Origin of the sequence: Martinezella rhizogenes, from assembly GCF_000799715.1 — a bacterium.
In the GTDB taxonomy this organism is placed as follows: domain Bacteria; phylum Pseudomonadota; class Alphaproteobacteria; order Rhizobiales; family Rhizobiaceae; genus Rhizobium; species Rhizobium rhizogenes_C.
The window spans coordinates 175527-198879 of sequence record NZ_JUHG01000015.1 but is presented as its reverse complement, the minus strand read 5'-3'; the positions used below and the strand labels follow the sequence as shown (position 1 = coordinate 198879).

Annotated in this window: 25 protein-coding genes; 13 read left to right on the top strand and 12 right to left on the bottom strand. The window is 57.7% G+C overall.

Annotated elements, in window-relative coordinates:
- The first annotated feature begins 9 nt into the window (after window positions 1–9).
- Genes EX00_RS21040 through EX00_RS32225 form a run of 3 tightly spaced genes read left to right on the top strand, consistent with a single transcriptional unit; the run spans window position 10 to window position 3128 of the window.
- Window positions 10–1104, top strand: a complete 1095-nt coding sequence (locus EX00_RS21040; RefSeq protein ID WP_047462280.1) for an ABC transporter ATP-binding protein — start codon at window positions 10–12, stop codon at window positions 1102–1104.
- A 19-nt stretch (window positions 1105–1123) separates the two neighbouring features.
- Window positions 1124–2806 carry a dihydroxyacetone kinase family protein gene (locus EX00_RS21035; RefSeq protein WP_047462277.1) on the top strand — a complete coding sequence of 561 codons (1683 nt, stop codon included), beginning with the start codon at window positions 1124–1126 and terminating at the stop codon, window positions 2804–2806.
- A 34-nt stretch (window positions 2807–2840) separates the two neighbouring features.
- Window positions 2841–3128: a lysozyme family protein gene (locus EX00_RS32225; RefSeq protein WP_155294103.1), complete on the top strand. Its 288-nt coding sequence runs from the start codon at window positions 2841–2843 to the stop codon at window positions 3126–3128.
- A gap of 180 nt (window positions 3129–3308) precedes the next feature.
- Here EX00_RS32225 and EX00_RS21025 read toward each other — a convergent pair whose 3' ends face one another.
- Window positions 3309–4688 (bottom strand): MFS transporter, encoded by a 1380-nt coding sequence (locus tag EX00_RS21025; RefSeq protein ID WP_047462273.1) that lies wholly within the window; start codon window positions 4686–4688, stop codon window positions 3309–3311.
- Window positions 4689–4791: 103 nt separating this feature from the next.
- Here EX00_RS21025 and EX00_RS21020 point away from each other — a divergent pair, with 103 nt between their 5' ends.
- Window positions 4792–5655, top strand: a complete 864-nt coding sequence (locus EX00_RS21020; protein ID WP_047462271.1) for a LysR family transcriptional regulator — start codon at window positions 4792–4794, stop codon at window positions 5653–5655.
- A 365-nt stretch (window positions 5656–6020) separates the two neighbouring features.
- Window positions 6021–7331 carry an MFS family transporter gene (locus tag EX00_RS21015; protein WP_047462268.1) on the top strand — a complete coding sequence of 437 codons (1311 nt, stop codon included), beginning with the start codon at window positions 6021–6023 and terminating at the stop codon, window positions 7329–7331.
- Between the two features lie 122 nt (window positions 7332–7453).
- Here EX00_RS21015 and EX00_RS21010 read toward each other — a convergent pair whose 3' ends face one another.
- A complete protein-coding gene (locus EX00_RS21010) occupies window positions 7454–7750 on the bottom strand; it encodes a hypothetical protein (RefSeq protein WP_047462266.1) in 297 nt (98 codons plus the stop codon).
- Window positions 7751–7845: 95 nt separating this feature from the next.
- Complete coding sequence (locus EX00_RS21005) at window positions 7846–8619, bottom strand: SDR family oxidoreductase (RefSeq protein WP_047462263.1); 774 nt, start codon at window positions 8617–8619, stop codon at window positions 7846–7848.
- Between the two features lie 143 nt (window positions 8620–8762).
- Between EX00_RS21005 and EX00_RS21000 the strand changes: the two genes are divergently transcribed.
- On the top strand, window positions 8763–9662 hold the full coding sequence (locus EX00_RS21000; protein WP_047462872.1) for a LysR family transcriptional regulator: 900 nt from the start codon (window positions 8763–8765) through the stop codon (window positions 9660–9662).
- Window positions 9663–10219: 557 nt separating this feature from the next.
- Here the strand turns inward: EX00_RS21000 and EX00_RS32290 are convergent.
- The gene (locus tag EX00_RS32290) at window positions 10220–10438 is read right to left on the bottom strand and encodes a DUF6894 family protein (protein ID WP_404944032.1); all 219 of its coding nucleotides are present in this window, start codon (window positions 10436–10438) and stop codon (window positions 10220–10222) included.
- Between the two features lie 552 nt (window positions 10439–10990).
- Between EX00_RS32290 and EX00_RS20990 the strand changes: the two genes are divergently transcribed.
- The 7 genes from EX00_RS20990 (at window position 10991) to EX00_RS20965 (ending at window position 14621) form a co-directional block, all read left to right on the top strand.
- Window positions 10991–11293 (top strand): zinc ribbon domain-containing protein YjdM, encoded by a 303-nt coding sequence (locus EX00_RS20990; RefSeq protein ID WP_047462257.1) that lies wholly within the window; start codon window positions 10991–10993, stop codon window positions 11291–11293.
- A gap of 349 nt (window positions 11294–11642) precedes the next feature.
- On the top strand, window positions 11643–11918 hold the full coding sequence (locus EX00_RS20985; protein WP_047462253.1) for a hypothetical protein: 276 nt from the start codon (window positions 11643–11645) through the stop codon (window positions 11916–11918).
- Window positions 11919–11930: 12 nt separating this feature from the next.
- A complete protein-coding gene (locus EX00_RS31520) occupies window positions 11931–12182 on the top strand; it encodes a hypothetical protein (protein ID WP_155294102.1) in 252 nt (83 codons plus the stop codon).
- Between the two features lie 82 nt (window positions 12183–12264).
- Window positions 12265–12567 carry a hypothetical protein gene (locus EX00_RS20980; RefSeq protein ID WP_047462250.1) on the top strand — a complete coding sequence of 101 codons (303 nt, stop codon included), beginning with the start codon at window positions 12265–12267 and terminating at the stop codon, window positions 12565–12567.
- 236 nt (window positions 12568–12803) lie between these two features.
- The gene (locus EX00_RS20975) at window positions 12804–13283 is read left to right on the top strand and encodes a GNAT family N-acetyltransferase (protein ID WP_047462247.1); all 480 of its coding nucleotides are present in this window, start codon (window positions 12804–12806) and stop codon (window positions 13281–13283) included.
- 338 nt (window positions 13284–13621) lie between these two features.
- The gene (locus EX00_RS20970) at window positions 13622–13948 is read left to right on the top strand and encodes an integration host factor subunit beta (protein WP_052210836.1); all 327 of its coding nucleotides are present in this window, start codon (window positions 13622–13624) and stop codon (window positions 13946–13948) included.
- Window positions 13949–14366: 418 nt separating this feature from the next.
- Complete coding sequence (locus tag EX00_RS20965) at window positions 14367–14621, top strand: hypothetical protein (protein ID WP_155294101.1); 255 nt, start codon at window positions 14367–14369, stop codon at window positions 14619–14621.
- A 163-nt stretch (window positions 14622–14784) separates the two neighbouring features.
- On the opposite strand, the gene EX00_RS20960 is transcribed toward EX00_RS20965, so the two are convergent.
- The 8 genes from EX00_RS20960 to EX00_RS20925 are packed head-to-tail and all read right to left on the bottom strand — an operon-like array spanning window position 14785 to window position 23297.
- Complete coding sequence (locus EX00_RS20960; protein ID WP_047462242.1) at window positions 14785–15798, bottom strand: DUF4365 domain-containing protein; 1014 nt, start codon at window positions 15796–15798, stop codon at window positions 14785–14787.
- A 12-nt stretch (window positions 15799–15810) separates the two neighbouring features.
- Window positions 15811–16344, bottom strand: coding sequence for an NADH-quinone oxidoreductase subunit B family protein (locus EX00_RS20955; protein ID WP_047462239.1), 534 nt, complete (start codon window positions 16342–16344; stop codon window positions 15811–15813).
- A gap of 12 nt (window positions 16345–16356) precedes the next feature.
- Window positions 16357–17880, bottom strand: a complete 1524-nt coding sequence (locus EX00_RS20950) for a hydrogenase large subunit (RefSeq protein WP_047462236.1) — start codon at window positions 17878–17880, stop codon at window positions 16357–16359.
- A gap of 12 nt (window positions 17881–17892) precedes the next feature.
- Window positions 17893–19356 carry a hydrogenase 4 subunit F gene (locus EX00_RS20945; protein ID WP_047462233.1) on the bottom strand — a complete coding sequence of 488 codons (1464 nt, stop codon included), beginning with the start codon at window positions 19354–19356 and terminating at the stop codon, window positions 17893–17895.
- Entirely contained in the window at window positions 19353–20018 is a 666-nt protein-coding gene (locus tag EX00_RS20940) for a hydrogenase-4 component E (protein WP_047462229.1), read from the bottom strand. Before EX00_RS20940 ends, EX00_RS20945 begins: the two co-directional genes overlap by 4 nt.
- A complete protein-coding gene (locus EX00_RS20935) occupies window positions 20018–20974 on the bottom strand; it encodes a respiratory chain complex I subunit 1 family protein (protein WP_047462227.1) in 957 nt (318 codons plus the stop codon). Before EX00_RS20935 ends, EX00_RS20940 begins: the two co-directional genes overlap by 1 nt.
- A complete protein-coding gene (gene hyfB / locus EX00_RS20930) occupies window positions 20965–22986 on the bottom strand; it encodes a hydrogenase 4 subunit B (RefSeq protein WP_047462224.1) in 2022 nt (673 codons plus the stop codon). Before hyfB ends, EX00_RS20935 begins: the two co-directional genes overlap by 10 nt.
- Window positions 22983–23297 (bottom strand): helix-turn-helix domain-containing protein, encoded by a 315-nt coding sequence (locus EX00_RS20925; RefSeq protein WP_234709071.1) that lies wholly within the window; start codon window positions 23295–23297, stop codon window positions 22983–22985. The genes hyfB and EX00_RS20925 overlap by 4 nt, the downstream gene beginning before the upstream one ends.
- Window positions 23298–23353: the final 56 nt, after the last annotated feature.

Sequence of the window (23353 nt, the reverse complement as noted above, 5' to 3'; positions counted from 1 at the left end):
GAGGAACTCATGTCCGTAATTGCAATCGAGAACCTGAACAAGTCGTTCGGCGCGTTCAACGCTGTCGACAATCTCAATCTTACCACCGAAGACGGCGAGTTCGTCGTCTTGGTCGGCCCCTCGGGTTGTGGAAAGACGACGACGATGCGCATGATCGCCGGCCTTGAGGGCTCCACCTCTGGTTCGATCAGCATCGACGGTGAGGATGTTACCGACCAAACGCCGTCAGAACGGGACGTCGCCATGGTCTTCCAGAACTATGCGCTTTATCCACATCTGACCGTCTACGAGAACATGGCCTTCTGCCTCAAGGTGAGGAAGTGGTCGAAGGACAAGATCGACGCGCAGGTCCGCAAGACAGCGAAGGCGCTCGACATCGAGGCTCTTCTTGAGCGCAAGCCTTCCGCCCTTTCAGGGGGGCAGCGTCAGCGAGTAGCGCTCGGTCGTGCCATTGTCCGGGAACCGCGCGTATTCCTTATGGATGAGCCCCTATCCAATCTCGATGCGAAGCTTCGCATCGAGATGCGCGCCGAGATCGTCAAGCTTTGCCGCCGGCTCAAGATCACGACCTTCTACGTGACCCATGACCAGCTCGAAGCGCTGACCATGGGGCACCGCATCGTCGTGATGCGCGGTGGGATCGCCCAGCAGATCGATACCCCGCAGAACATTTACGACACGCCCGTGAACCGTTTCGTGGCTGGCTTCATCGGTAGCCCTCCGATGAACTTCATCAACACGACGATCGAGAACGGCGCGCTTGTTGGGCCCGATGTTAGATTGCTTTCCCAGGGCGTAATTGCTGACGCCCTTCGTGCCCGGACCGGAACCGTCATTGCCGGAGTGAGACCCGAACACCTCGCTCCACATGTCGGACAGGCGAGCGGCGACGTCGGCAGCATCAAGGGACGCATCGAGCTCATCGAGCCGCTGGGATCGCAGGTGATGATCCAGGTTTCGGTTGGAAATGATCTGGTTTCCGCCCAGTTTGAGCGCGGGCCACAGGTCGAAGTCGGCAAGGATATTGTGCTTATTCACCGACCGGGCAGCATTCACGCATTCGACGACGCTAGCGAGCGCTCGGTTCTCGCGCCCGCCAACTGAGCGACCTAAGGAGACAAGTATGAAGAAGCTGATCAACGATCCATCCACCGCCGTGAGGGACATGCTGGAAGGTGTTGTGGCGCTCAGCCCGTCCACCATTCTGCTTTCCGAAGAAAACGTTGTCATCCGTTCGGGTCTTCCCGAGGCCGGGCAACGGAAGGTCGCGGTTCTTTCGGGCGGAGGCAGCGGTCACGAACCGGCCCATGCAGGATATGTCGGCGCCGGCATGCTCACTGCTGCCGTCGCCGGAGATGTGTTCACCTCGCCGAGCACCGATGCGGTCCTCGCCGGGATCAAGGCGGCGGCTGGTCCGGCTGGCGCACTCGTTATCGTCAAAAACTACACGGGCGACCGCCTGAATTTCGGCCTGGCGGCAGAGCTTGCCCGTGCCGAAGGTATTCCTGTCGAGATCGTTGTCGTCGCCGACGACGTATCCCTTAAGGACACCGTCGCCGCTGAGCGCCGTCGGGGTATCGCCGGAACAGTCCTGGTCCACAAGCTGGCCGGCGCGGCGGCAGAGCAGGGGCTTACACTGGAAGAAGTGGCGCGGATAGCGAGGTCGGGGGCGGCCGAACTGGCTTCGATGGGGATCTCGCTTGGCTCCTGCACCTTGCCTGCAGTTGGCAAGCCCGGCTTCACGCTAGGCGAACAGGAAATTGAAGTTGGTCTTGGCATTCACGGTGAGCAGGGCGTCCGCAGAATGCCGCTTGCCTCGGCAGACCAGCTGGTTTCGCTTATCCTTGAAACAATCGCGGCCGATGGCAAGATCAGCGGCGGTGATCGGGTCGTCTTGCTGGTAAACGGCCTCGGATCGACGCCGCCGATGGAAATTTCGATCGTTGCGCGTGCTGCGATCCAAGAGCTCGAGAAGAGGAGCGTCGTCGTCGAAAGGGCTTGGGCAGGAACGTTCCTGTCCGCTCTCGATATGCCGGGATTTTCGCTCTCCGTAATGCAGGTCAACGACCACAAGCTGAAACTCATCGACACCGCCACTGATGCGACCGCGTGGCCGCGCGGCGGCGCGATCAACAGGAAGCGGGTCCTTCTGTCCGCTGTGGTGCAAGAAGACGCGCCCTCCCATGCAACGATGACAGAGGCTGGAGCGCGGCTCTTTAAAACTGCTCATTCGATCGCTCGAGCGTTGATCGTTGCCGAACCGCATTTGGCTGACCTGGACAGCGTGACAGGTGATGGCGATCTCGGTGCCAGCATGAAACGCGGGAGTGAGGCGGTTCTGGCTCTCCCTGTCGAGAAGTTCGGCACTGTCTCCGATGGGATGATGGCGATGGCCAATGCGATGAGGAAGGCCATCGGCGGAAGTTCGGGGCCATTCTATGCAACCGGCCTCATGCGGGCCTCACGTCATCTCTCGGGTGCCGGAGCACCGACGGCGAGGCAGATGGCGGAAGCTTTCGTGTCGGCGGTCGAGGCCGTCTCTGAACTGGGCGGTGCAAATCCCGGCGACCGGACAATGATCGATGCTCTTCACCCGGCGGCGACGACTTTCCGCGATCGGCTTGCCGGGGGAATGAACGCGCAAGCTGCCTGGCAGGCGGCGGTGCAAGCCGGGCTGGCAGGCGCGGAGGCAACGAAAGCCATGAAGCCCCGGCTTGGACGGGCGAGCTATCTCGGTGATCGCGTTGTCGGACACCCTGACGGTGGGGCGGTGGCGGTCGGTATCTGGCTCGCGGCAATAGGGTAGCTCCACATCTAGAGGTTCATGGTTCTTCTTACAAATGAGCCGTGAACCGTTTGGCTGGCGTGGTTTAGCCGAGGCACTTTCTCGATTGGTCGTTGAGGTCGCGGAGCTGACGCCGGATATCGTTGACGCTTGCAACAATATTCGAATGGGCACCAGATTGTTTGCAAAGGTCTATCGCATCGTCGTGAAATGGTATGGATCCGAGCCACCAGAAGCGCTCGACGACGCCATCCACTTGTGGATGGGCGGGATACTTCGACGGCAAATCGGTCATTCTGGAGCCGGACACAGTAAGGCAAGGGGCCGAAGGGCAGAATATTGAGCCTGTGACGACCAAGGATGTGCTGTCCACGAGAGCCACAGATCAGGTAGAGTCCACCGCTGCTCGGACCGACCCCGTGAATGCCGATCCACGCGTTGATCTCTCAAGGATAAGCGGGGCAATCTGATCCCTTGCCAGCGCAGGGGTGGCAACAGGGAGCGCCCGATCGTCCAACAGACTCTATGCGTCATTGACCGATGACACGTTGACGTGGCCGCGCCACATAACTTGGTTCACGCCAACACAGAATAACAAGGCCAGCGCCGACAACACCATCGCGTTGGACATGCCGTGCGTAAATGCCGCTGTATCGGAATGGGCGACCATCGCGCCAAAGATCGCCACGCCAACCACACCTCCCAGCTGCCTCGCCGAGGACATTAGCCCGGAGGCGATCCCAGCGTCGTGCTGTGTTACCGACGATAGCATCGAGTTCGTTATGGATGGGACCGCAACGGCACTTCCTACGCCTATCATAACGAGCGCGCCGTTGAGCAGCCACCAAGACATTTCTGGACCGACCCGTGATAGTGCAATGAAGCCGATGACCTGGATCATGAAGCCTGTTGTTATGATGCGCGCAGCACTAACCCGCTGTGCTATTCGTGACGATACCATTGTAGAGACCGTGAGGACTGCCGTTAGTGGAATGAACGACAATCCCGTTTCAATTGCATTGTAGTGCAAGATCGTTTGAAAATAGATACTTAGGTCGAATACCGTTCCATAAAACGTCATGCTAATTACCGCTCCGCTCAGAGCCATTGTCGTCAGCACTTTGTTTTTGACCAGACGAGCGGGTAGCATAGGATGCCTAACGCGACGTTCTATGACGACAAAAGCGACCATAAAGAGAACCGCACATGCCATCGCGGAAAGAGGTCCGAGAGTCCAACCTGACGCGCTAGATTCGGTCAACGCATATGTCAGGGATGCAAGACAGAACCCGATACCGATCTGTCCTAAAACATCCAAATTCTTATCAACGAGGGGTGATGGGGGAGCGCAGCGCATCACCAACCAGATAGCGAGTATTCCGATCGGGACATTGAGTAGAAAAATGCTCTGCCAACCGAGGTATTGAATCATTAACCCGCCTATGACTGGGCCAGCCGCCAAGGCAACACCTCCGCATGCGCCCCACATTGCCACGGCCGTTCTGCGCATGGCGGGATCCTGGAACGACAGGCGGATAAGGGTCAGCGATGTCGGTACCAAGAGCGCCGCACCTAAGCCTTGTACACCACGCAGCGCGATGAGCGTCGTCATGCTGTTGGCAAGACCGCAGCCAATAGACGCCAAGGTAAATATTGCGAAACCGACCGCAAAGGTGGCTCTCGCACCAAATTTGTCCCCACTGGCTCCACCGAGAATGAGGAGAGCGGAAAACACCAAGGCGTAGCTATTGATCACCCATTGGAGGCCCGTGAGATTCGTACCGAATGCTTCTTTGAGTGCGCCCAAGCCGACGTTCACGACGCTTACGTCGAGTTGAACGACCAGGAACCCCAGACAAGCGGCAGTTTGAATGGCCAGCAAAGATGGCGTGATCTTACTCATCGATGAAATCTCAGTGACTACAATGATTGACCGTAAATGCCCATTGACTTGGCATGCGTAAATACTGAAAAAAGCGGATAATCTATGCAAATATGCAGGCTTTATGAACTGGGAAGATTTACGGATTTTTCGCGCAGTTGCCAGGGCAGGTACGCTGTCGGGAGCCGCGCGGCTTTTGAATGTCGATCAGGCCACCGTCAGCCGGCGCCTGGCATCGTTGGAAGGAAAGCTGAATGTGCGCCTGATAGAGCGGCTGCCGCGAGAGGCGCGCTTAACGGCGATTGGTCAAGATGTGCTGGCGGAGGTCGTTGATATCGAGGCCAAAGCGTTCAAAGTTGAACGCATGGCTATGACATCGAGTAATAGGGAGCGCACGAAAGTCACCATCACCGCGCCGCCTATTTTAGCGCGACATTTTTTTGCGCCAAACATCCACACACTGTCTCGGCGCTTTCCCCTCGTGCAATTGGCGATTGTGAGCGAGTCTCGCTTCCTATCATTGTCTCGACTTGAGGCAGACTTGGCGGTGCGCCTGGCCCCGGGCATCCAAGACACCGATATCATCCGGAAGATTGGCGGGATGGAATTCGCCCTATATGCGGTAAAAAACTACGCCTATGCGGCGGATCCCACCAAATGGGAGTTTATTGGATATACCGAGCGGCAAGCTGATTTCGATCATAAGCGTTGGCTTTACGAGATCATTGGAGCACGCCGTGTCGTTTGTGAATTGACGGATTTGAGCAATCAATACGAAGCCGTTTGCACAGGCATTGGAGTTGCAGGGCTGCCGCGCTTTGTTGGTGACGCTGATGAGCGGCTCATGAAGCTTTCGAGCGATCAGCCAATGCTAAATCTGGACATCTGGATCGCAACGCATCCTGACCGGCGAAACGACATGCTCGTGCGCAACGCCTCGAATGCGATCGCAGAGCTGATCGTTTCCAGTGGGTTGGGCATAAAATGAAGTTGGTCTACTGAGGTTGGCATCTCGGCATTCCAAATTCTCCGACACCAGGCCTTTGTCCTTGTTGCGATGCGGCACATTAGGATATGACTAAATATAGCGTAAGAGCTATCGTACGATATAATTCATAATAACAATTATGGAACTTTTATCTCTATACAGGATTGCAAATCCAGTGAAAAATTTGTGACAAGACCCGCTGCTCTTGCTCGCGCATGTAATCCTGGATGATCATGTAACCGCCGGTGAACCCGCACTCGTCATGTTCTCCAATCGGATTGGCTATCGCCAAACGACGGGTTGGCTTCCACTCCGGAAGACGGTAAAGGCGATGGTTCTTGCGATTTTTCATTGGAGAATAGTCTATGAATCGTATGGTGCCCATTCACGATGCGGCTGACACAAGAAAACGCATTTTCGCTATTGTCGGCAGTGCCTCAGGCAATCTCGTCGAGTGGTACGATTTTTACGTCTACTCCTTTTGCGCGCTCTATTTTGCCTCGGAATTCTTTCCGGCAGGCGATTCAACTTCGCAGCTTCTCAATGCCGCCGCCGTCTTCGCCGCTGGCTTTCTCATGCGTCCCATCGGAGGCTGGCTGTTTGGCCGCATTGCTGACCGGCTTGGCCGCAAACGTTCGATGCTCATCTCGGTGACAATGATGTGCGCCGGTTCCTTCTGCATCGCGATCCTGCCGACTTATGAGACAATCGGCATTCTAGCCCCGATCCTTCTGCTGCTTGTGCGCCTGCTTCAAGGCCTGTCAGTCGGCGGCGAATATGGCACGACCGCAACCTATATGAGCGAAGTGGCGCTTGCCGGACGGCGTGGCTTTTTCGGTTCGTTCCAATATGTGACGTTGATCGGCGGCCAGCTTCTTGCGGTTCTCGTTCTTGTTATCCTGCAACAGTTCCTTGACGAGCCTGAACTCAAAGCTTGGGGCTGGCGCATTCCGTTCGCCATAGGCGGTGTTGCGGCGATTGTAGCGGTTTTCCTGCGCCGCTCCTTGCATGAAACATCGACCGCGGAAACCCGGACTAAAAAGGAGGCGGGTAGCATTTCCGGTCTGTTAAAACACCACAGGCGGGCGTTCCTCACCGTGGTCGGCTATACCGCCGGCGGATCGCTGATCTTCTACACCTTCACCACTTACATGCAAAAATATCTCGTCAACACGGCGGGTTTCAGCAAGGAAACGGCCAGCACAACGATGACCGTGGTGCTTCTTGTCTACATGCTGCTGCAGCCCATTTTCGGAGCGCTTTCCGATAAGATAGGGCGGCGTAATTCGATGCTCATCTGGGGCTTGTTGTCGATGCTAACCACCGTACCGTTGCTCACCGCGATTGGCGGCGTAAAGGAGCCGACCACAGCATTCGTGCTGATCACCGCAGCACTCGCAGTTGTCAGTATCTACACCTCGATTAGCGGTTTGGTGAAGGCGGAGATGTTCCCGGCAGAAGTTCGCGCTCTTGGCGTCGGTTTGGCTTACGCCATCGGCAACGCGATCTTCGGCGGTACTGCCGAATATGTCGCATTGTGGTTCAAGTCCGTTGGACATGAAAACTGGTTCTTCTGGTACGTGACAGCCATGATGGTCATTGCCTTCATCGCCGCAATCATTATGCCGGACGCGCGCAGGAAGGGCTATCTCCAAGGCCATGGCACCGTCGATTAATCCGGATCTAGCCCATCAGACGGGATCACTCCTCTCGCACCATGCGAAGGTGTGATCCCGTCGATCTCAGTGCTGCCATCCACATAGGCCCGATAGAAGCTCCCCTGCCCTTGCCTTGGCCGTCAGCGCTTGCAGGTAACCACCACCTCAGGCGGAATCGGCGCAGGCTGCGGCGCCATCAGTGCCTTCAGGCTGTCGCGATAGTGTCGGATCACGCCGCTCGGCACGGTGATCTCGAACAGCTGCTCGAAGGGCGGCTTGCCGAAATCCTGATAGAGCGCTTGCCTGTTGTCGGTGAGCATGCGCTCCATGCGCTCCATGCGCTCGAGCTGGTCGATCCGCCAGTCATGGCTCTTGGTCGCGTCACTCAGGAAATGCTCGCGCGGCACATCGAACAGGGACTGGAATCGGTTGGCCATGACGAGGCCCCCGGAGCGACGCCGCGAGGTTGGCTCCATCTAAACAAGGGGTCGGAAACGAAGGCGGCCGGGCGTCAGCCCGGCCGCATCACAAATTACTTCGTGGTGTAGCCGCCGTTGACGAGGATGGTCTGGCCGGTCATCCACCAGCCGTCCGAGACGAGGAAACGGATGAAGGGGACGATGTCCTCGATGTCGGTGAGGCCGGTCTTGGAGAAGTTTGACAGCGCCGCCGCCGTTTTATGATAGGCGACGGCATTGGCGCCCTCGGCCGGGTAGAAGAAGGGCGTGTCCATCGGGCCTGGGCCGATCGCCGTCACCGAGATGCCGCGTTCGCCGAACTCCTTCGATGCCGCCCGCGTGAAATGCTCGACCGGCGCCTTGGTGCCGGCATAGGCCGCGTAAAAAGGCGTGAACGCGCCGAGCAGCGAAGTGACGAGCGTTACCACCTTGCCGTTGTCGCTGACATGTCTGCCGGCTTCCTTGAGGAAGAAGAAGGCCGTCTTCGAATTGACCGCAGTCATCTCGTCATACTCGGCTTCCGATATCTCGACCATCGGCTTCTTCAGCACCTTGCCGACGGTGTTGATGGCGATGTTGATCGAACCCATGGCCGCCTTGGCCTCGGCGAACAGCTTTTCCACTGCGCCAGCCGTGGTGAGATCGGCCTGGAAGGCAAAGGCCTCAGCGCCGGCAGCCTTGATCGCGGCCACGGTCTCGTCGGCTGCCGGCTTGGTGGCGCTGGTGTTGTAATGGACGGCGACCGCTTTCGCGCCCTCTGCGGCGAGATCGCGGGCGATCAGCCCGCCGAGATTCTTCGCGCCGCCGGCGATAAGAACGGTTTTCCCCTTGATGCTGTGATCGGTCATGGCGTTGGCCTCCTGGGTTGCCCGGCGGCCCGCCCACGTGACCGCTTCCTGCAGCGCACCATATCGTCTATGATAACGTTATAAAGCTGCTTATTCTGACATCACCCGTCAGAAATGACGGACAATCAATAGAGTTGGCTTCCTTGGACCGTATCGATCTTTTCCGCACCTTCACTCGCGTCGTCGAATGCGCGAGCTTTACCCGCGCTGCGGACACGCTCGGGCTTCCGCGCTCGTCAGTGTCAGCAGCCGTGATCGACCTCGAGTCACGTGTCGGAGCCCGCCTGCTTCACCGCACCACCCGGAGGGTCGCGCCGACCCAGGACGGTGCCGCTTTCTATGAGCGCTGCCTGCGGCTGATCGCCGATGTCGAGGAGACGGAGGGACTGTTCCGGCAGGCTTCAGTCGGGCCTACAGGTATGCTCCGCATCGACGTGCCGGGCCGGATCGGCCGGCTGGTCATCGCGCCCGCCCTGCCGGAGTTCCTCGCCCGTCATCCCAAACTCGACATCGAATTGCGCACCACCGACCGCGCGGTGAACCTGGTGGAGGAGAGTGTTGACTGCGTCCTGCGTGTCGGACCGCTTGGGGACTCAAGTTTGATCGCCCGCAAGATCGGCGACCTGCCGCTGATCAATGTCGCGAGTCCCGGTTATCTCTCCGATCACGGCACGCCGGAACAGCCGGAAGATCTTGGCACCCATTTCGCCGTCAACTATGCTTCTCCGTCGACGGGGCGCGTCGAGGATTGGGAATGGGTCGAGGACGGCGAGGTACGGATGTTGTTGATGCGCACCCGCGTCACCGTCAACAGCGCCGAAGCCTACATCGCCTGCTGCCTCGCCGGGCTCGGTCTCATCCAGATCCCCGCCTATGACGTCAGAGGGCATCTCGACGCGGGTGAACTCGTCGAGGTCATGTCTGATCATCGCGCCGCGCCTATGCCGATCGCATTGGTCTATCCGCATCGCCAGCATCTCTCGCGACGGCTCCAAGTGTTTGCCGAATGGCTGGACGGGCTGCTGAGGCGAGAGTTGCTCTGACTCCAATGATCTACGGGTTAGAGTGATCGCAGCCGCTTCGGATAGCGCCGCCGCGGTGAGCAGCGATCTGGCGGTGGACCTGTCTGCGAGGTAATGCTCGGTCAGTGTTTCGCTTTTGGAAACATTCCGGCCGGGAAAAATCTAGCCGAAAATGGTCCAGTTTGAAGGCCCAGACCGCAATCTTTCCAGATGATCTTTGCGGGTGATGGTTGTAAAATGCTGCAATCAAAAATTGGAGTATGCGAACATGAGGTACGCGCGCCGCAACTATTGGGAAAATATCCGTCGTGACACGTTCCTTACGCTGTGTGTGATGATTCCCATCACAATACTTGTCTTGCTGGTACTAGCACTGATATCGGCGATAGGCTGATCCACTGTCTGGACAGCTTGACGAAATCAGAAGCCCCGCGAAGCGGAAAACCAATCTGTCTATCAGGCTACGCAGCGCCCGCGTCGTCAGGTTTTCTTCGGAAACTCAGTCCGGGGGGATCGGGCTCTTCTTGCCTCCGGCATTTGAGAGGGCCTTGCGTTTGGATGACACGTTCGCGCTCTGCTTAAGCCTTCTGCAATTGGCAGTTCAACTCGGCAATCCATCGGCCCGTGTCGTCAAATACCAGTACAATCGCGTCTCGATATTCGGCCTCTGAGCCAATTTCGTCGGCCACCCTCTGACCATATGTTATTGCGGACGCGATGGTAGGATGCTCCATTCCCTTACTGTCCGGGCACGACAACCTATTCGCCAAAATCTCGAAAAAATATCGTCTGCTCATCATGTTTCTGCTTTCCGCATCAGCGCGGAACGTCTTCGCACTCCAGTGCGTCGGCTGCGAGGCGGCATGTAAATGTCGCAATAGCCTTATAATCTAAGGCTTTGTGCTATGGAGTAGCAGATGCACGTTCTGCGCTAAATGAAATGTTAATGCACTTAATTCGGTACAAAAGGCTGTTATGAACAACCAAAGGCATTGATCGATCGCCGAGGACAAACTCCCCGGCCTCGCTCAATTCCGTGACCTAGCGCGGCACGCATTATTTCCAAGTGCTCCGTGTGAACGGTTTCTGATGTGGCATCGCGATATGCGAGTGTCAGGTCAGGGAGCTTTTCCGACGAAGGCCCATCGCCTTGTGAGGATAAAACCGAGTTCAAGCCAATATTCGGATTATTTATTGGCTGGAAGCTCTCTTCACCACACGTGTTGCACAGATGGATCGTCTACTATAAGCGGCATTCATGATTGAACGGCAAATCTCGATCAGATCACGAAAGCGGTCATGTATTGGTCGGGCGGAGTAACTCGCATTTGCGACATGAGGAGACAGACATGGGCAGCGACGACGCATATATCTACGATGAGGTAACCGGCGAGTGGCGCCCAGCCGCCGAGATGGCAGCGTCGGCTAATGGCGATCAGATGCTGGTTCGTGACGCAGCTGGGAATATCCTTGCCGATGGTGACTCTGTTAGCCTTATTAAGGATCTCAAGGTGAAAGGGGCCAACCAGACCCTGAAGCAAGGCACCGTCATCAAGTCGATCCGCCTCACACATAATCTCGAGGAAATCGACTGCCGTTTTGAGGGGATCAAGGGTCTTGTTCTGCGTACCGAATTCGTCCGCAAGCGTTAATTCGATCTAGGCAGACATCTACCACAGTAAAGCGAGCAATGATGGCCAGTTGACATTCGCAAAGCCGCTGGAGAACGCTTAATTGTAACCATAGGCGGAATGTTGAGTCTGTAAATTATCGTGACATGTCTAATGATGCGGGTGACGAATTTTCCCCCAGATGCCTCATTGCAGGCTCCGCAGGTTAATTTGCGCAGCGGATGAATCCGCTTCCCTCTCGCCATAATAGGCCGCACCTTTAAGAATGTCAGCAGATCGATCTCGTTTGGGATTGGCTTTTTTTCGACAAGTACACGGTCGTAAAGGCGTCCCAAGTCAGCGATTTTCGCGGGAGGTTGAAGCGGGATCATTGGACGATTCAAACGGCAGCATCAAACGTCTGTATATTCATACCTCATTCTGGCCGGGTAATATGAAGCTAGGGAAGAAAGCATTCGTCGTTGAGATCAAGAACAAGCGCAGCCCATCCAAACGGCAAATATCGATCTGGGGAGACGTCGACCTGAAGGCGGCCTTGGATGATGCACCAACCGACGGAAAGGCTGAGACGGCGGATACCCAAGCTGTGAAGAGCTTACCAACCACGAAGACAGATAGATCAAAGTCTGACGAGAGCGCTGAGTAGACCGGTGCCCCGATGAGAGACCCCGAAGAGACTTTTGGCATCTTGATGGCCGATAGTTTCCGCTTTCCTGAACCGGCGAAGCAAGCTCTGCCAAATCCGGATCATACATATGGTCCCGTTGGTTGGTCACATAGTAAGCAGCCCTACTACAATAAAAGTCAAGCTGTTGATTTTGAGCGAGAAGCCGGCTCAGGTCTGGAATATTTTGTTGCCTTCACGTTCACAGCTTTGTTAATCGTGCCGGAGCAGCCGGCAAAACCATGAGCAGGGTGAGCGCAGCCAGGACAGGGCAGTCCAAGGCCCAAGTCTGACTCTCGATGGTATACTATTCAGCGCGAGAATTGAGATGGGCCTTTTTAAACAGATCACTGCGGCGTGGGAGGATGGGAAACAGAAGCGCGTCATCGAACGCCAGCTTCGGTCACTTACGCTGGAAGAACGAAGCAGGCTCCTTGTCGTGTCGGATTATGAGTTCACCTGGTTTGGACAAGGCGGCGAAGAGGATGGCTACATCATTCGCAAGGCAGATCGCTCCGAACCGGATTGGAACAGAGCCCTTGCACGCGGGCTCGGTGGCGCTTGCATATCGACGGCGGAAGACACCATTATCCGAAACGAATTGTTGAAGCAGCTACGCGACGATAACTGAAAGCACGATCGGTGCTGATACTGAGCGCCGACTTGGGCTGATAGAGACCTGCCATAAGCTTGGCATCCCCTTCTTCACCTGGCTCGGCGATTGCTCTTAGTGAAGCAAAGGGTTCCACCGCTCGCCGATCTCATTATCACGCTCTTGTAGGCTTAGCTCGCCCCAGTCTTTGCGTTCGGGAAACCTTCTTTCTACCCGGTATGCTGCTTGCCTTAGTCTCATGGACAGGAAATATCATGATCTCATTCAGACCAATGCGTGACAGGGAGTATTCGGATTACCTCGAATATTTCATCCCTGACTACGCCGCCGAGATTTCGGCCAATTATGGGCTTTCCAGTCTTGAGGCCCTAGCACAGGCCAGACGGGAAGTTGCGGACGATCTGCCACTTGGCGTCGACACGCCTGACGAGGTCATGCGCTGTGTCATAAACCAAACGTCGGAAACCGAAAGTGTCGTGGGCTATCTTTGGTATCGGCCTGATCTGGCGAACCGCTCGGTATTCATCAAGGATTTCTATATCTTCGCGGCACATCAGGGAAAAGGCTTTGGCAAACAGGCGTTGAAAGCCTTGGAAGCCGAGTTGGCTCGAACGGGTTTCGAGCAGATAAAGCTGCGTGTTGCAGAGGACAATAAGCGCGCCAAGCATGTCTATGACATAACCGGTTTTCGCGTCACCGGTGTCAACATGAGTAAGATAATCAAAACGGAATGATAATTCGTCGCGGCTCCCGCGATCTGCACTCAATTGACCCCAATTCCGCCGTTGCCTGCGATATGGAGTTGAGGTGTACTTCGATCTTGAGACAGCGAGAGCTGGGATTTCCGGGGTAGTGGCGCAAGTCGGCAACGCCGATGCGCCGTTCATGAGCGAAAACGATAGATCGCGATCATTTTTCTTGTCTCACCCAGAGGTAAAGACGTACCTCGGAGAGATCAATGTCGGAAAAGCGAACGCTGCACAGGACTTAGCTGATCGCAAATCTCTTTAAAAAGAGGTTTGCGATCAGCTAAGTCTGCATCTTGCGGTAGGAATCGGAAAAACAGGTTACAATGATCAAATCGGAACTCGTGCACATTATCGCGTCTCGCAACCCGCATCTCTATCCCAGCGACGTGATGCGGATTGTTGACACGATTATCGATGAGATTGTCGAGACATTGGCGCAGGGTGGAAGGGTCGAACTGCGAGGCTTCGGAATATTTTCTGTGCGCCGCAGGCCGCCACGTTCGGGGCGCAATCCGTCAACCGGCGAGGCTGTCTTCGTTGAAGAAAAATGGGTGCCTTTTTTTAAAACGGGCAAGGAGATGCAGGTCCGCCTGAATCCAAAGACAGAGGTTCCGTACGCACAGACACGTCGTCTTCCGGAAGAAAGATAAGGGGCTTTCCTGGCATTTCTGTCAGTACCCTTGCGTTAGATGCCCGCTCTTTAGGGTCGGTTCCGGATGGGGGCGAAATGACATCCGAAGGCCGTTCCCACTGTACCAATTGAACTGTTGCGGATTTCTGTGCAGGAAAGCCTTGATTCCCGAGGCGCTGAAGTCGTTCCGATCAACCTTCGTCTTCTTGAGACATCATGGGTACTCTTTGTGATTTAGGGAACCATGCCGCTCCGGCAGTGGCTGCCAGAATCTTGCCCATGTCGCAAATGAAAGCCTGGGCCCGACAAGGCTGAGAGCTTGTGGGGTCGTTTGCGGGACGGGGGGAAGTACTATCAAAACAGGCTCCACCAACCTATCAGGCCGAACGGGTGTCGACGAGACGATGCCGGTGGCAAAGTTAAGAAATAGGGGTGTCATGAGTAACAGCATCTTTACTAATAAACGTGCCCTTCTGATGGGTGTAATCGCAGGCGTTGCTTTTTTCACGGCGGCGCAAGGCTTCTTCATTCTGCGTGGCCCGCAATACGCCGAATCTCGCGACGGCGCCGTGATGGTTCGCCCGATTGTGAAGGATGATGCCACCCGCAACATGACCATGAGCGTTATAGTCGGCCTAGTTGGCGGCCTTTATGTCGCTCGCGCGCTTCAAAAGCGCTCAAACAAAACCTGACTTTTGCGAAGTGAAGCATCCGCGGTGTCCCGATGACCGGACGGATCTTGGGGCGCTACGGCATCTTTGATGGAAGCTGGCCGGCTACTTCAATGCGTCCCATGCGCCGCCGTTGTTCAGACCGACCTCAGCAGAATGTTTGAGATCGGTATCCGCTGCCAGCCTAATTGCGAGGATCGTGGGGCGTTCGCCGGCTGCGCCAGAATTCCCGTTCCTCCTCTTCCGTGATGAAATCATCGGGCTCCGGAGCCGATGGTTCCTCTTCTTCGGGATAACCTGCCTCCAGGAAACTCTCTGCTTCTAGATAGGCGTAGGCTTCAGGTCGTAGTTCCACCTCCAGGATGTGCACCGCAATCTCGCCGGAATATTCCGAAATCGGTTCGGCATAGCAATAGGTCGCCCAGGGGAAAAGCCTGGTCATGATCTCATGAAGACTATGCCCGCGAAGACAATAATCGATCCGCACATCCGGCTCTTGCCTTTGGCTTTCACCGACATAGATGCGGAGATTGCCAAAGATTGCAGTCGTGTCGCCCCATTCGTCCCATACGAAAAACGTTGTCTGACCCTGCATTTCCTGCATCAGCGCGTGATCGAGCGCAAAGGCGGAGCGCATCAGTAACTCTGGATCGGTTGTTATGGTCTCATCGAAGCAGAGCCTGGCTGAGGCGTCGAGCACATTGGTCGCCGGAATGACGATCGACCATTCCGCCTCCATTATCACACACAACCGCTTCTCAACCTGTTGCCAGAGCATCAGGCCGCTTTCAGAATCGACGATGATCACACAGACCGGTAACGAATGCCTTGTCCAATAGTCGAGGTGTTTCTTCTCTCCGCGATAGGTATGATCGCCATGCCTCTTGCTCGTCGACGATATGGATCTGATTTGTAGCGGCAAGAACCGACCTGTCGGCCGCCCCTCATCGAGGATTTCGGCGCGCGCCTCAATGCCGGTGTCGGAACTTGGCAACCTGCGGAAAGCCCATTTGAAATCCCGAAGAAAAACCTTCTCGACAGCGTCGATGGCGAGGCGGATGGCGGGATCCGTCTGATGGTCATCCAGCTTCTTGCCGTGTAACCGCAGCGATGGCAGCACTGGCGAGAAAATCCAGCGCCGAAGGGCAGTGATCAGCGCCTTTATTGCAATAAGTCCAGCCTGGAGAAGTCGAACCATGGAAACTCACCGTCACGAAGCGCGGCCTCCCGTGTTCACATGTTCAAGCAAAGCAAGAAGACCTCTAAGGATGTCCGTCGGCGATGGCGGGCAGCCCGCAATATGGAGATCGACCGGCACGACCTTCGAAACTCCGCCCACCACGGCATAGCTGCCGGCAAAGCATCCGCCATCGCGAGCGCAACCACCAAGTGCGACCACCCACTTTGGAGCCGGCGTGGCGTTGTATGTCCGTTCCAGCGCTTCGCGCATGTTCTTGGTTACGGGGCCAGTTACGAGCAGCACGTCAGCATGGCGCGGCGAGGCAACAAAACGGATGCCAAAACGCTCTATATCGTAGAAGGCATTGCTCAGAGCGTGCATCTCTAACTCGCAACCGTTGCAAGAGCCGGCGTCGACTGCACGGATCGACAGGCTGCGCCCGAGACGCCGGCGAGCGGCTTCGTCGATGGAAGCGGTAAGCTCCTCCATTGCCGTATCAGAGGGGGATGGCGCCGGTTCCGTCAGCGGCAGGCGGATCAGGCTTTCGAAGAGGAGCTTTCGCATGGGTAACTGCCTTCAAAGATCATGACCAGAATAGGAACAGTTGAACGACTTGTTGCAGAGCGGGAAATCGGCAACGATATTGCCTTCGATCGCCGCCTCGAGAAGCGGCCACTGGAACCAGGATGGATCGCGCAGATGGCAGCGTTCGATCATGCCCTCCGGCGTAAGCCGTAGCCAAACCAGCACATCACCGCGAAAGCCCTCGACGAGAGCCAAGCCTTCCCGGCCTTCCCCAACGAATGGTGTGGCTTTGAGGATCGGGCCTTTCGGAAGCTGGTCGAGAATCTGCTCAGCCAGCGACAGGCTCTGTTCGATTTCGCGGATACGGATCCAGACACGCGCGTTGACGTCGCCGTCGCCAAGCACCGGAACCTCGAAAGAAAGACTATCATAGGGCGGGTAGCGCAGGAAATGTCGTGCGTCGAAACCGCGTTCAGAGGCCCGTCCGACATAGCCACCTGCCCCATATTCACGGACTAGCTCAGCGCGCAGCCGACCTGTGCCAACGGTCCGGTCCTGCAGCGAGGCGGTATTGTCGTAGAGTTCCACCAATGCCGGGAACTTGCGGCGGATTTCGGCAAGCAGGCTTCGCAAGCCAGTCGCCGTATCGTCATTCAGATCGGTGATGACGCCGCCTGGTACGATCCGATCACGCATCAATCGGTGGCCGAAGGCGGCATCCGCGGCACGCAGCACGCGTTCGCGCAGCACGCCGCAATGGGCCAGCATCAACGGAAATGCGGCGTCGTTGCAGATGGCGCCGATATCACCGAGATGGTTGGCGAGCCGCTCCAGTTCGGCCATCAGCGCGCGCAGCCAAATCGCCCGGGGCGGAACTACGAGCCCGAACGCGGCCTCCACGGCCCGCGCAAAGGCATAAGCATAGGCCACAGTGCTGTCACCGGAAATCCGCCCAGCGAGCTGTGTTCCACGGATCAGGTCCGCGCCTGCCATCAGCGCCTCTATCCCCTTGTGAACATAGCCGAGCCGCTCTTCGAGGCGAACGACCGTCTCGCCGTTGGCGGTGAAACGGAAATGTCCCGGTTCGATGATGCCGGCATGCACGGGGCCGACTGGAATCTGATGCAGGCTTTCGCCTTTAGAGCGGAGAAATGGATAGGAACTAACCTCCAGTGGCGGCAACGGAAGGCCTCGCGCGCCAAGAGGATGACGCAGATCCCATCGGCCGTGATCGAGCCATGGCCGGGTGTCCGGCAAATCCTGTGATTTAAGCCCGGTCAGATCGCGCATTGCCCGCTCTAGCCGCAGCGCCGGTGGATGCACTTGCGCCACGGAAGGATACGCATCACCGTCCAACCCTTCCAGGCTGACAACGCCGATCATGCCAGCCGGTTCGTCGAGCAGTGCCATGTGAGCTGCGTTTTGCTCGCCCCAGAGACCGAGCAGGATCAGACGCCCTTCGCAAAGCGCCTGTGCCGCCGATATCCAAACAGCCTGATCGACAACGGCACGCGGCCACGGCGCATGGTGCGGAATGGATCGACCTTTCTCGAGGATATCATTCAACATCGACATGTTCCCCCCGCATCATCGAAGAAGATTGGCAACATGCTGGAACCAGGCAACCAGCTCCGACGGCAGATAAATGCCCGCGACGAGCACCAGTGCGAGATGGGCATACATTGGAATATAGGATGCCTCGGCGGGCGCCGTGTTGCCGCGCGGCTGCCCAAAGACGGCCCCTGTCAGCCGCAGCAGCAATGCCCCGAAAGCGACCAGTAGTCCGAAGACGAGCGGAACAGCAAGCAACGGCTGTCGCGCGAATGCCGAGCTGACGATCAGGAACTCGCTCATGAATATTCCTGCCGGCGGCAGGCCGGCAATAGCGACGACACCGATCAGTAGACCCCAACCGAGCCCTGGATGCGTTTCAGTCAAACCGCGGATAGCAGATAGTCTTTGCGTTCCCTTGACCTGAGCGATGTGGCCGACAGCAAAGAAGATCGCCGATTTGGTCAGCGAATGCATGACCATATGCAATAGCCCGGCGAAATTGGCGATCGGTCCGCCCAGACCGAAGGCAAAGACGATGATGCCCATATGCTCGATCGAAGAATAGGCAAACAGGCGCTTGATATCGCGGCGACGGTAAAGCATGAACGCCGCGAAAATCAGCGAGGCGAGCCCCATCGTCATCATCAGCGGTCCAGGCGCAAGAGCCTCGGGATTGGCCGAGAGCAGCATCTTGAAGCGTAAAACCGCGTAGAGTGCGACATTCAGGAGCAGGCCGGACAAAACGGCCGAGATTGGCGTTGGTCCTTCGGCATGCGCATCCGGTAGCCAGGCGTGTAGTGGCGCAAGGCCGACCTTGGTGCCATAGCCAAGCAGCAGGAAGACGAAAGCGACGTTGAGAAGCGCCGGATCGAAGGCCGAGGCGTGATCGATCAAAATGGTCCAGACCATGGCATCATAACCTTCGCCGACAATTGGCTGCGCCGCCAGATAGACGAGAATGGTGCCAAAGAGTGCAAAGGCGATACCGACGCTCCCCAGAATGAAATATTTCCAGGCGGCTTCGAGGGCCTCGTGCGTGCGGTAGATGCCAACCATCAGCACCGTCGTCAGCGTCGCAAGCTCGATGGCGACCCACATTAGGCCAATATTGTTCGATACGAAGGCGAGATTCATCCCGAACATCATGATCTGATACATGGCATGGTAGAAGCGAAGGTTCGCAGGTGTCAGCCGGCCGGTTTCCAATTCATGGGCGATGTAGCTGGCACTGAACATGCTGGTGGTAAAACCCACGAAGCTGTTGAGGACGATGAAAACGATATTGAGATCGTCGACGAGCAGATATTGCCCCGGTGTCGGCCGCGCGGTCACAAGCAAGGAGAGGGCGGAGAGCAAGGTCAGCAGACTTGCAAATACGTTCAGCCGCGCCGTCATCCGATAGCCGGGCAAAAGTGCCAGGAGGACGGCGGCGGTGATCGGTATCACGAGGACGGCAGCCACGGCATCGAAGCTGAGAACAAAGGAGAACGCGCTCATTTCCGCCGCCTCCCCTTGAAATCATCGAGTGCACGGACATCGACCGTGTCGAAGCGTTCGCGGATGCGAAACAGAAAAACGCCGATAACGATGAAGGCGATCAGGATCGAGAAGGCGACGCTGATCTCGACGACCAGTGGCATGCCCTTGGCGCCGGTCGCGGCAAGCACCAGCCCGTTCTCGAGCGACATGAAGCCCACGACCTGGCTGACAGCGTTGCGGCGCGTGACCATGATCAGCAGCCCGAGCAGCAGGACCGACAATGCGAAGGCAAGGTCCTCCCGCGCCAACGGATCTGCCTCCGGCGTCACCCGAAGCATTACCACCGTCGCTAAAGCGACGAGGCCGATGCCGGCGAGCATGGTGGGGCCGATGCCGACGACGGTCTCGATCTCGCGGTGTATCCCGAGCTGGCGGATCATGCGATGGAGCACCACGGGAATGACGATGGCCTTGAAGACGAGAGCGATCGCCGCCGTGACATAGAGATGCGGAGCATCCTGAACGAAGGCCTGCCAGGCCACCGACAGGGTCAATATCAGCGAATGCAGCGCGAAGACGTTGAGCAATGCGTAGAGACGGTCCTGATAAAGCATCATCATGCTGACCAGGACCAGACCACCAGCGAGCATATGGGCGATGTCGAAGACCGTTCCGTTCATCACAGACTCCTCGAGACGAACCGCAGCAGGGTCGCGAGCAGGCCGAGCATGAGCGCCGCGCCCAGGAATTCGGGCACGCGGAAGACCCGCATCTTGGCGGTCGCGGTCTCGAACAGGGCCAGGAGAGCGCCGCCGACCGCGAGCTTGACGAGATAGGCGAGCATGCCCACCAGATAGGCGGCCGGCCCCTCTCCTAGCACAGCGAGTTTCCACGGGACGAACATGCAGGCGATCAGGGACATGTAGAGCAGGAGCTTCAGGGATGCGGTCAGCTCGATCATCGCGAGGTGCCGTCCGGAGTATTCGAGCACCATGGCTTCATGCACCATGGTCAACTCCAGATGGGTTGCCGGATTATCAACGGGGATACGGGCGTTTTCGGCGATCGCGACCATGACGAGGGCGATCAAGGCGATCGCCAGTGAAACACGCAGGCCCACCTGCGGGGAGGTCATAAAGGCGGCGATGCTCGAAAGCTGGGTCGAGCCCGCGATCAGGGCAAGCGTGAAGATAATCAGCAGCATCGATGGCTCTGCCAGCGTTGCGATCATCGCCTCGCGGCTCGATCCGATACCGCCGAAGCTGGTGCCGACGTCCATTCCGGCGAGCGCCAGAAAGAAACGGGCGCTGCCAAGCAGCGCGATGATGGCGATCAGATCCGCCGTCCAGCTGAAGATGAGGCCGGTGGCGAACGTGGGGATGATGGCGGCTGCGACCCAGGTTACGGCGAAGATCAGATAGGGTGTTACCCTGAACAGCCATGACGCATTCTCGGCCAGCACCACTTCCTTGCGCAGGAGCCGCAGGATGTCGCGGTAGGGCTGGATCATGGACGGCCCCCGCCGGCGCAGCAATCGCGCCTTGATCAGACGGATGAAACCGGTCAGCAGCGGTGCGAGCAGCACGACGAGCGCCATCTGAAAAGTCTGGACAAAGAGGGCGGAGATCACGACCATAGCGCCAGCACCAGCAGCAAGAAAACAAGCGCTAGGAAAACCAGGCTCAGATAGCGACGGATCGTCAGGAATTGCAGATGGTTGAGCTTTTCGGCGGCGAAACCGACGGCGCCGATGATCGGCAGGTAGAGGCCTTCCCAGATCAGATCATGGGTCTCGACGGAGAAACGCGCCGGCCTGAGATCACCGGGCGCGGGCATGTCGACGCTCTCTCGGACGCGGAAAACCAGCGTTCCAAAAACGCGTCGGATGGGCTGGGCGAAGCTGCCCGCCGTATATTGCGTTGCCGGGCTGATCTCGGGAAAACCGCAATCCCAGGCGGGTGCGCGACGCAGCCCCCGAGAGGCAAAACGGTGGATGAGATAAGCCGTCAGTGACGCTGAGAGAAGCGTGAACAGGAATACCAGAAGGCCGTTGTAGGAACTCCGGCTTTCGGCAACCGGCACGATCGACAGCCATGGAATATCCGTCTGCAGCGGCATCCGGTCTCCGATCAGCGACAGTGTTACAGGCGCAAGCCCGTCGATGACGATCCCCGGCAGGATGCCGGCGAGAAGGCACAGCACGGCCAGCACAGACATCGCCGCAAGCGAGAAGCGGTCGACCTCCACCGCCTGCTCGGCCACAGTGCTACGCGGACGACCGAGAAAGGTCACGCCGAATGCCTTGACGAAACAGGCAGCCGCGAGCGCCGCCGACAGGGCGAGCAAGCCACCGACCGCCGGCACCAGGATCTTCAAGCCCCATTGCGGCACGGCAGGGCTTTGCAAGATGGCCTGGAACGCCAGCCACTCGGACACGAAGCCGTTGAATGGCGGCAGGGCCGAGATCGCGACACAGCCGACGAGGAAGACGACGCTGGTGACCGGCATGCGATGGATAAGGCCACCGAGCTTGTCCATGTCCCGCTCACCTGTCGCCGTCAGCACCGCGCCGGCGCCGAAGAAGAGCAGGCTCTTGAAGAAGGAATGGTTGAGGGTATGGAACAGCGCGGCAGTCAACGCCAATGCCGCCGCCAGTCCCATGCCGTTTGCCTTGAAGGCAAGCGCCAGCCCGAGGCTGACGAAGATCACCCCGATATTTTCGATGGTGCTGTAGGCGAGCAGCCGTTTAAGGTCGCTCTCCATCAGCGCCTGCAGGATGCCGAGCACCGTAGTCCCGGCGCCGATGGCTAGGACGACGATGCCTGACCACCATGTCGGCATGCCGAGCAGATCGAAGACAACGCGGATGAAACAATAGATCGCGACCTTGGTCATGACCCCACTCATCAAGGCGGAGACATGGCTTGGGGCTGCCGGATGCGCCAGCGGCAACCAGACATGCAGCGGCACGAGACCCGCCTTTGAACCAGCACCGAGCAGCAGCAAGGCGAGCACAAGACCGGCTGTTAGTGGCGTGTGTTCGGATATCCGCATCGCGGTAAAGCCGTAGTTGCCACTAAGACCCGCAAGCAGGCTGAAGGCAAGCAACAGGGCCAGCGTGCCGAAACTTGCCATGACGATATAGACATAGCCGGCCTTCCGGTTGCTGGCGTCGTGATGGTGGGCCATCACCAGTGCCCAGGAGGCAAGCGACATGAACTCCCAGGAGATGAGGAAAGTGAAGGCGTCGTCCGCCAGAATGACCAGGTTCATGCCGGCGAGGAAAGCTGGAAAGAACGGCAGCACGCGATGCGGCGCGTGTTCGTGACGGCCGTATCCAAGCGCGTAGACAGACGAGAGGACACCGCCAAGATTGATGACCGTCAGGAAGAAGGCGGCGAGCGCATCGAGCCGGAAATGGCTTCCCAGCCACGGCAGGCCAATGGGAAGGACAAGCATCGGCGCGTCTGTGGACGGAAGACCGGTTGCAAGACATGCAAGCGCGGTTACAAAGGCGATGGCGCAGAAAATCAGGCTGGCGCCGTAGACCACCGGCGTTGATCGGTTCGAACGGGCGATCAAGACCGCCAGCACCGCCGTCCCAAGCAACCCTGCCTCGCATGTCAACAAGACGGAAACCGGCGTCACGGGGGCGCCCTCGCTGCACGCGAGGGCATGGATGGTTCCGTCATTCCACTCTCTGAGGGCTTGACCTTCGTTTTGAGCCGGACCCCGCGCCCGCCGTCCGGGCTAACGGCTCCATCGTTAATCACCTCGATGCCCGCACCGTCCAGCGCAGCCAGCAGACGCATCAGGGTGTCAACATTGCCGCGCACCACATCGGCGCTTGCTTCCATTCGCTGGATCGTCGGGACCGAAATTCCCGCCAGTTCGGCCAGCTGGCGCTGGTCGATACCGAGAAGGGCCCGGGCGGCCCGCATCTGAGCGGCAGTAATCACGATTCACCATCGGGTTATCTTGCGCAGGCTCTGATAATTGATGTCTATGATGTGCC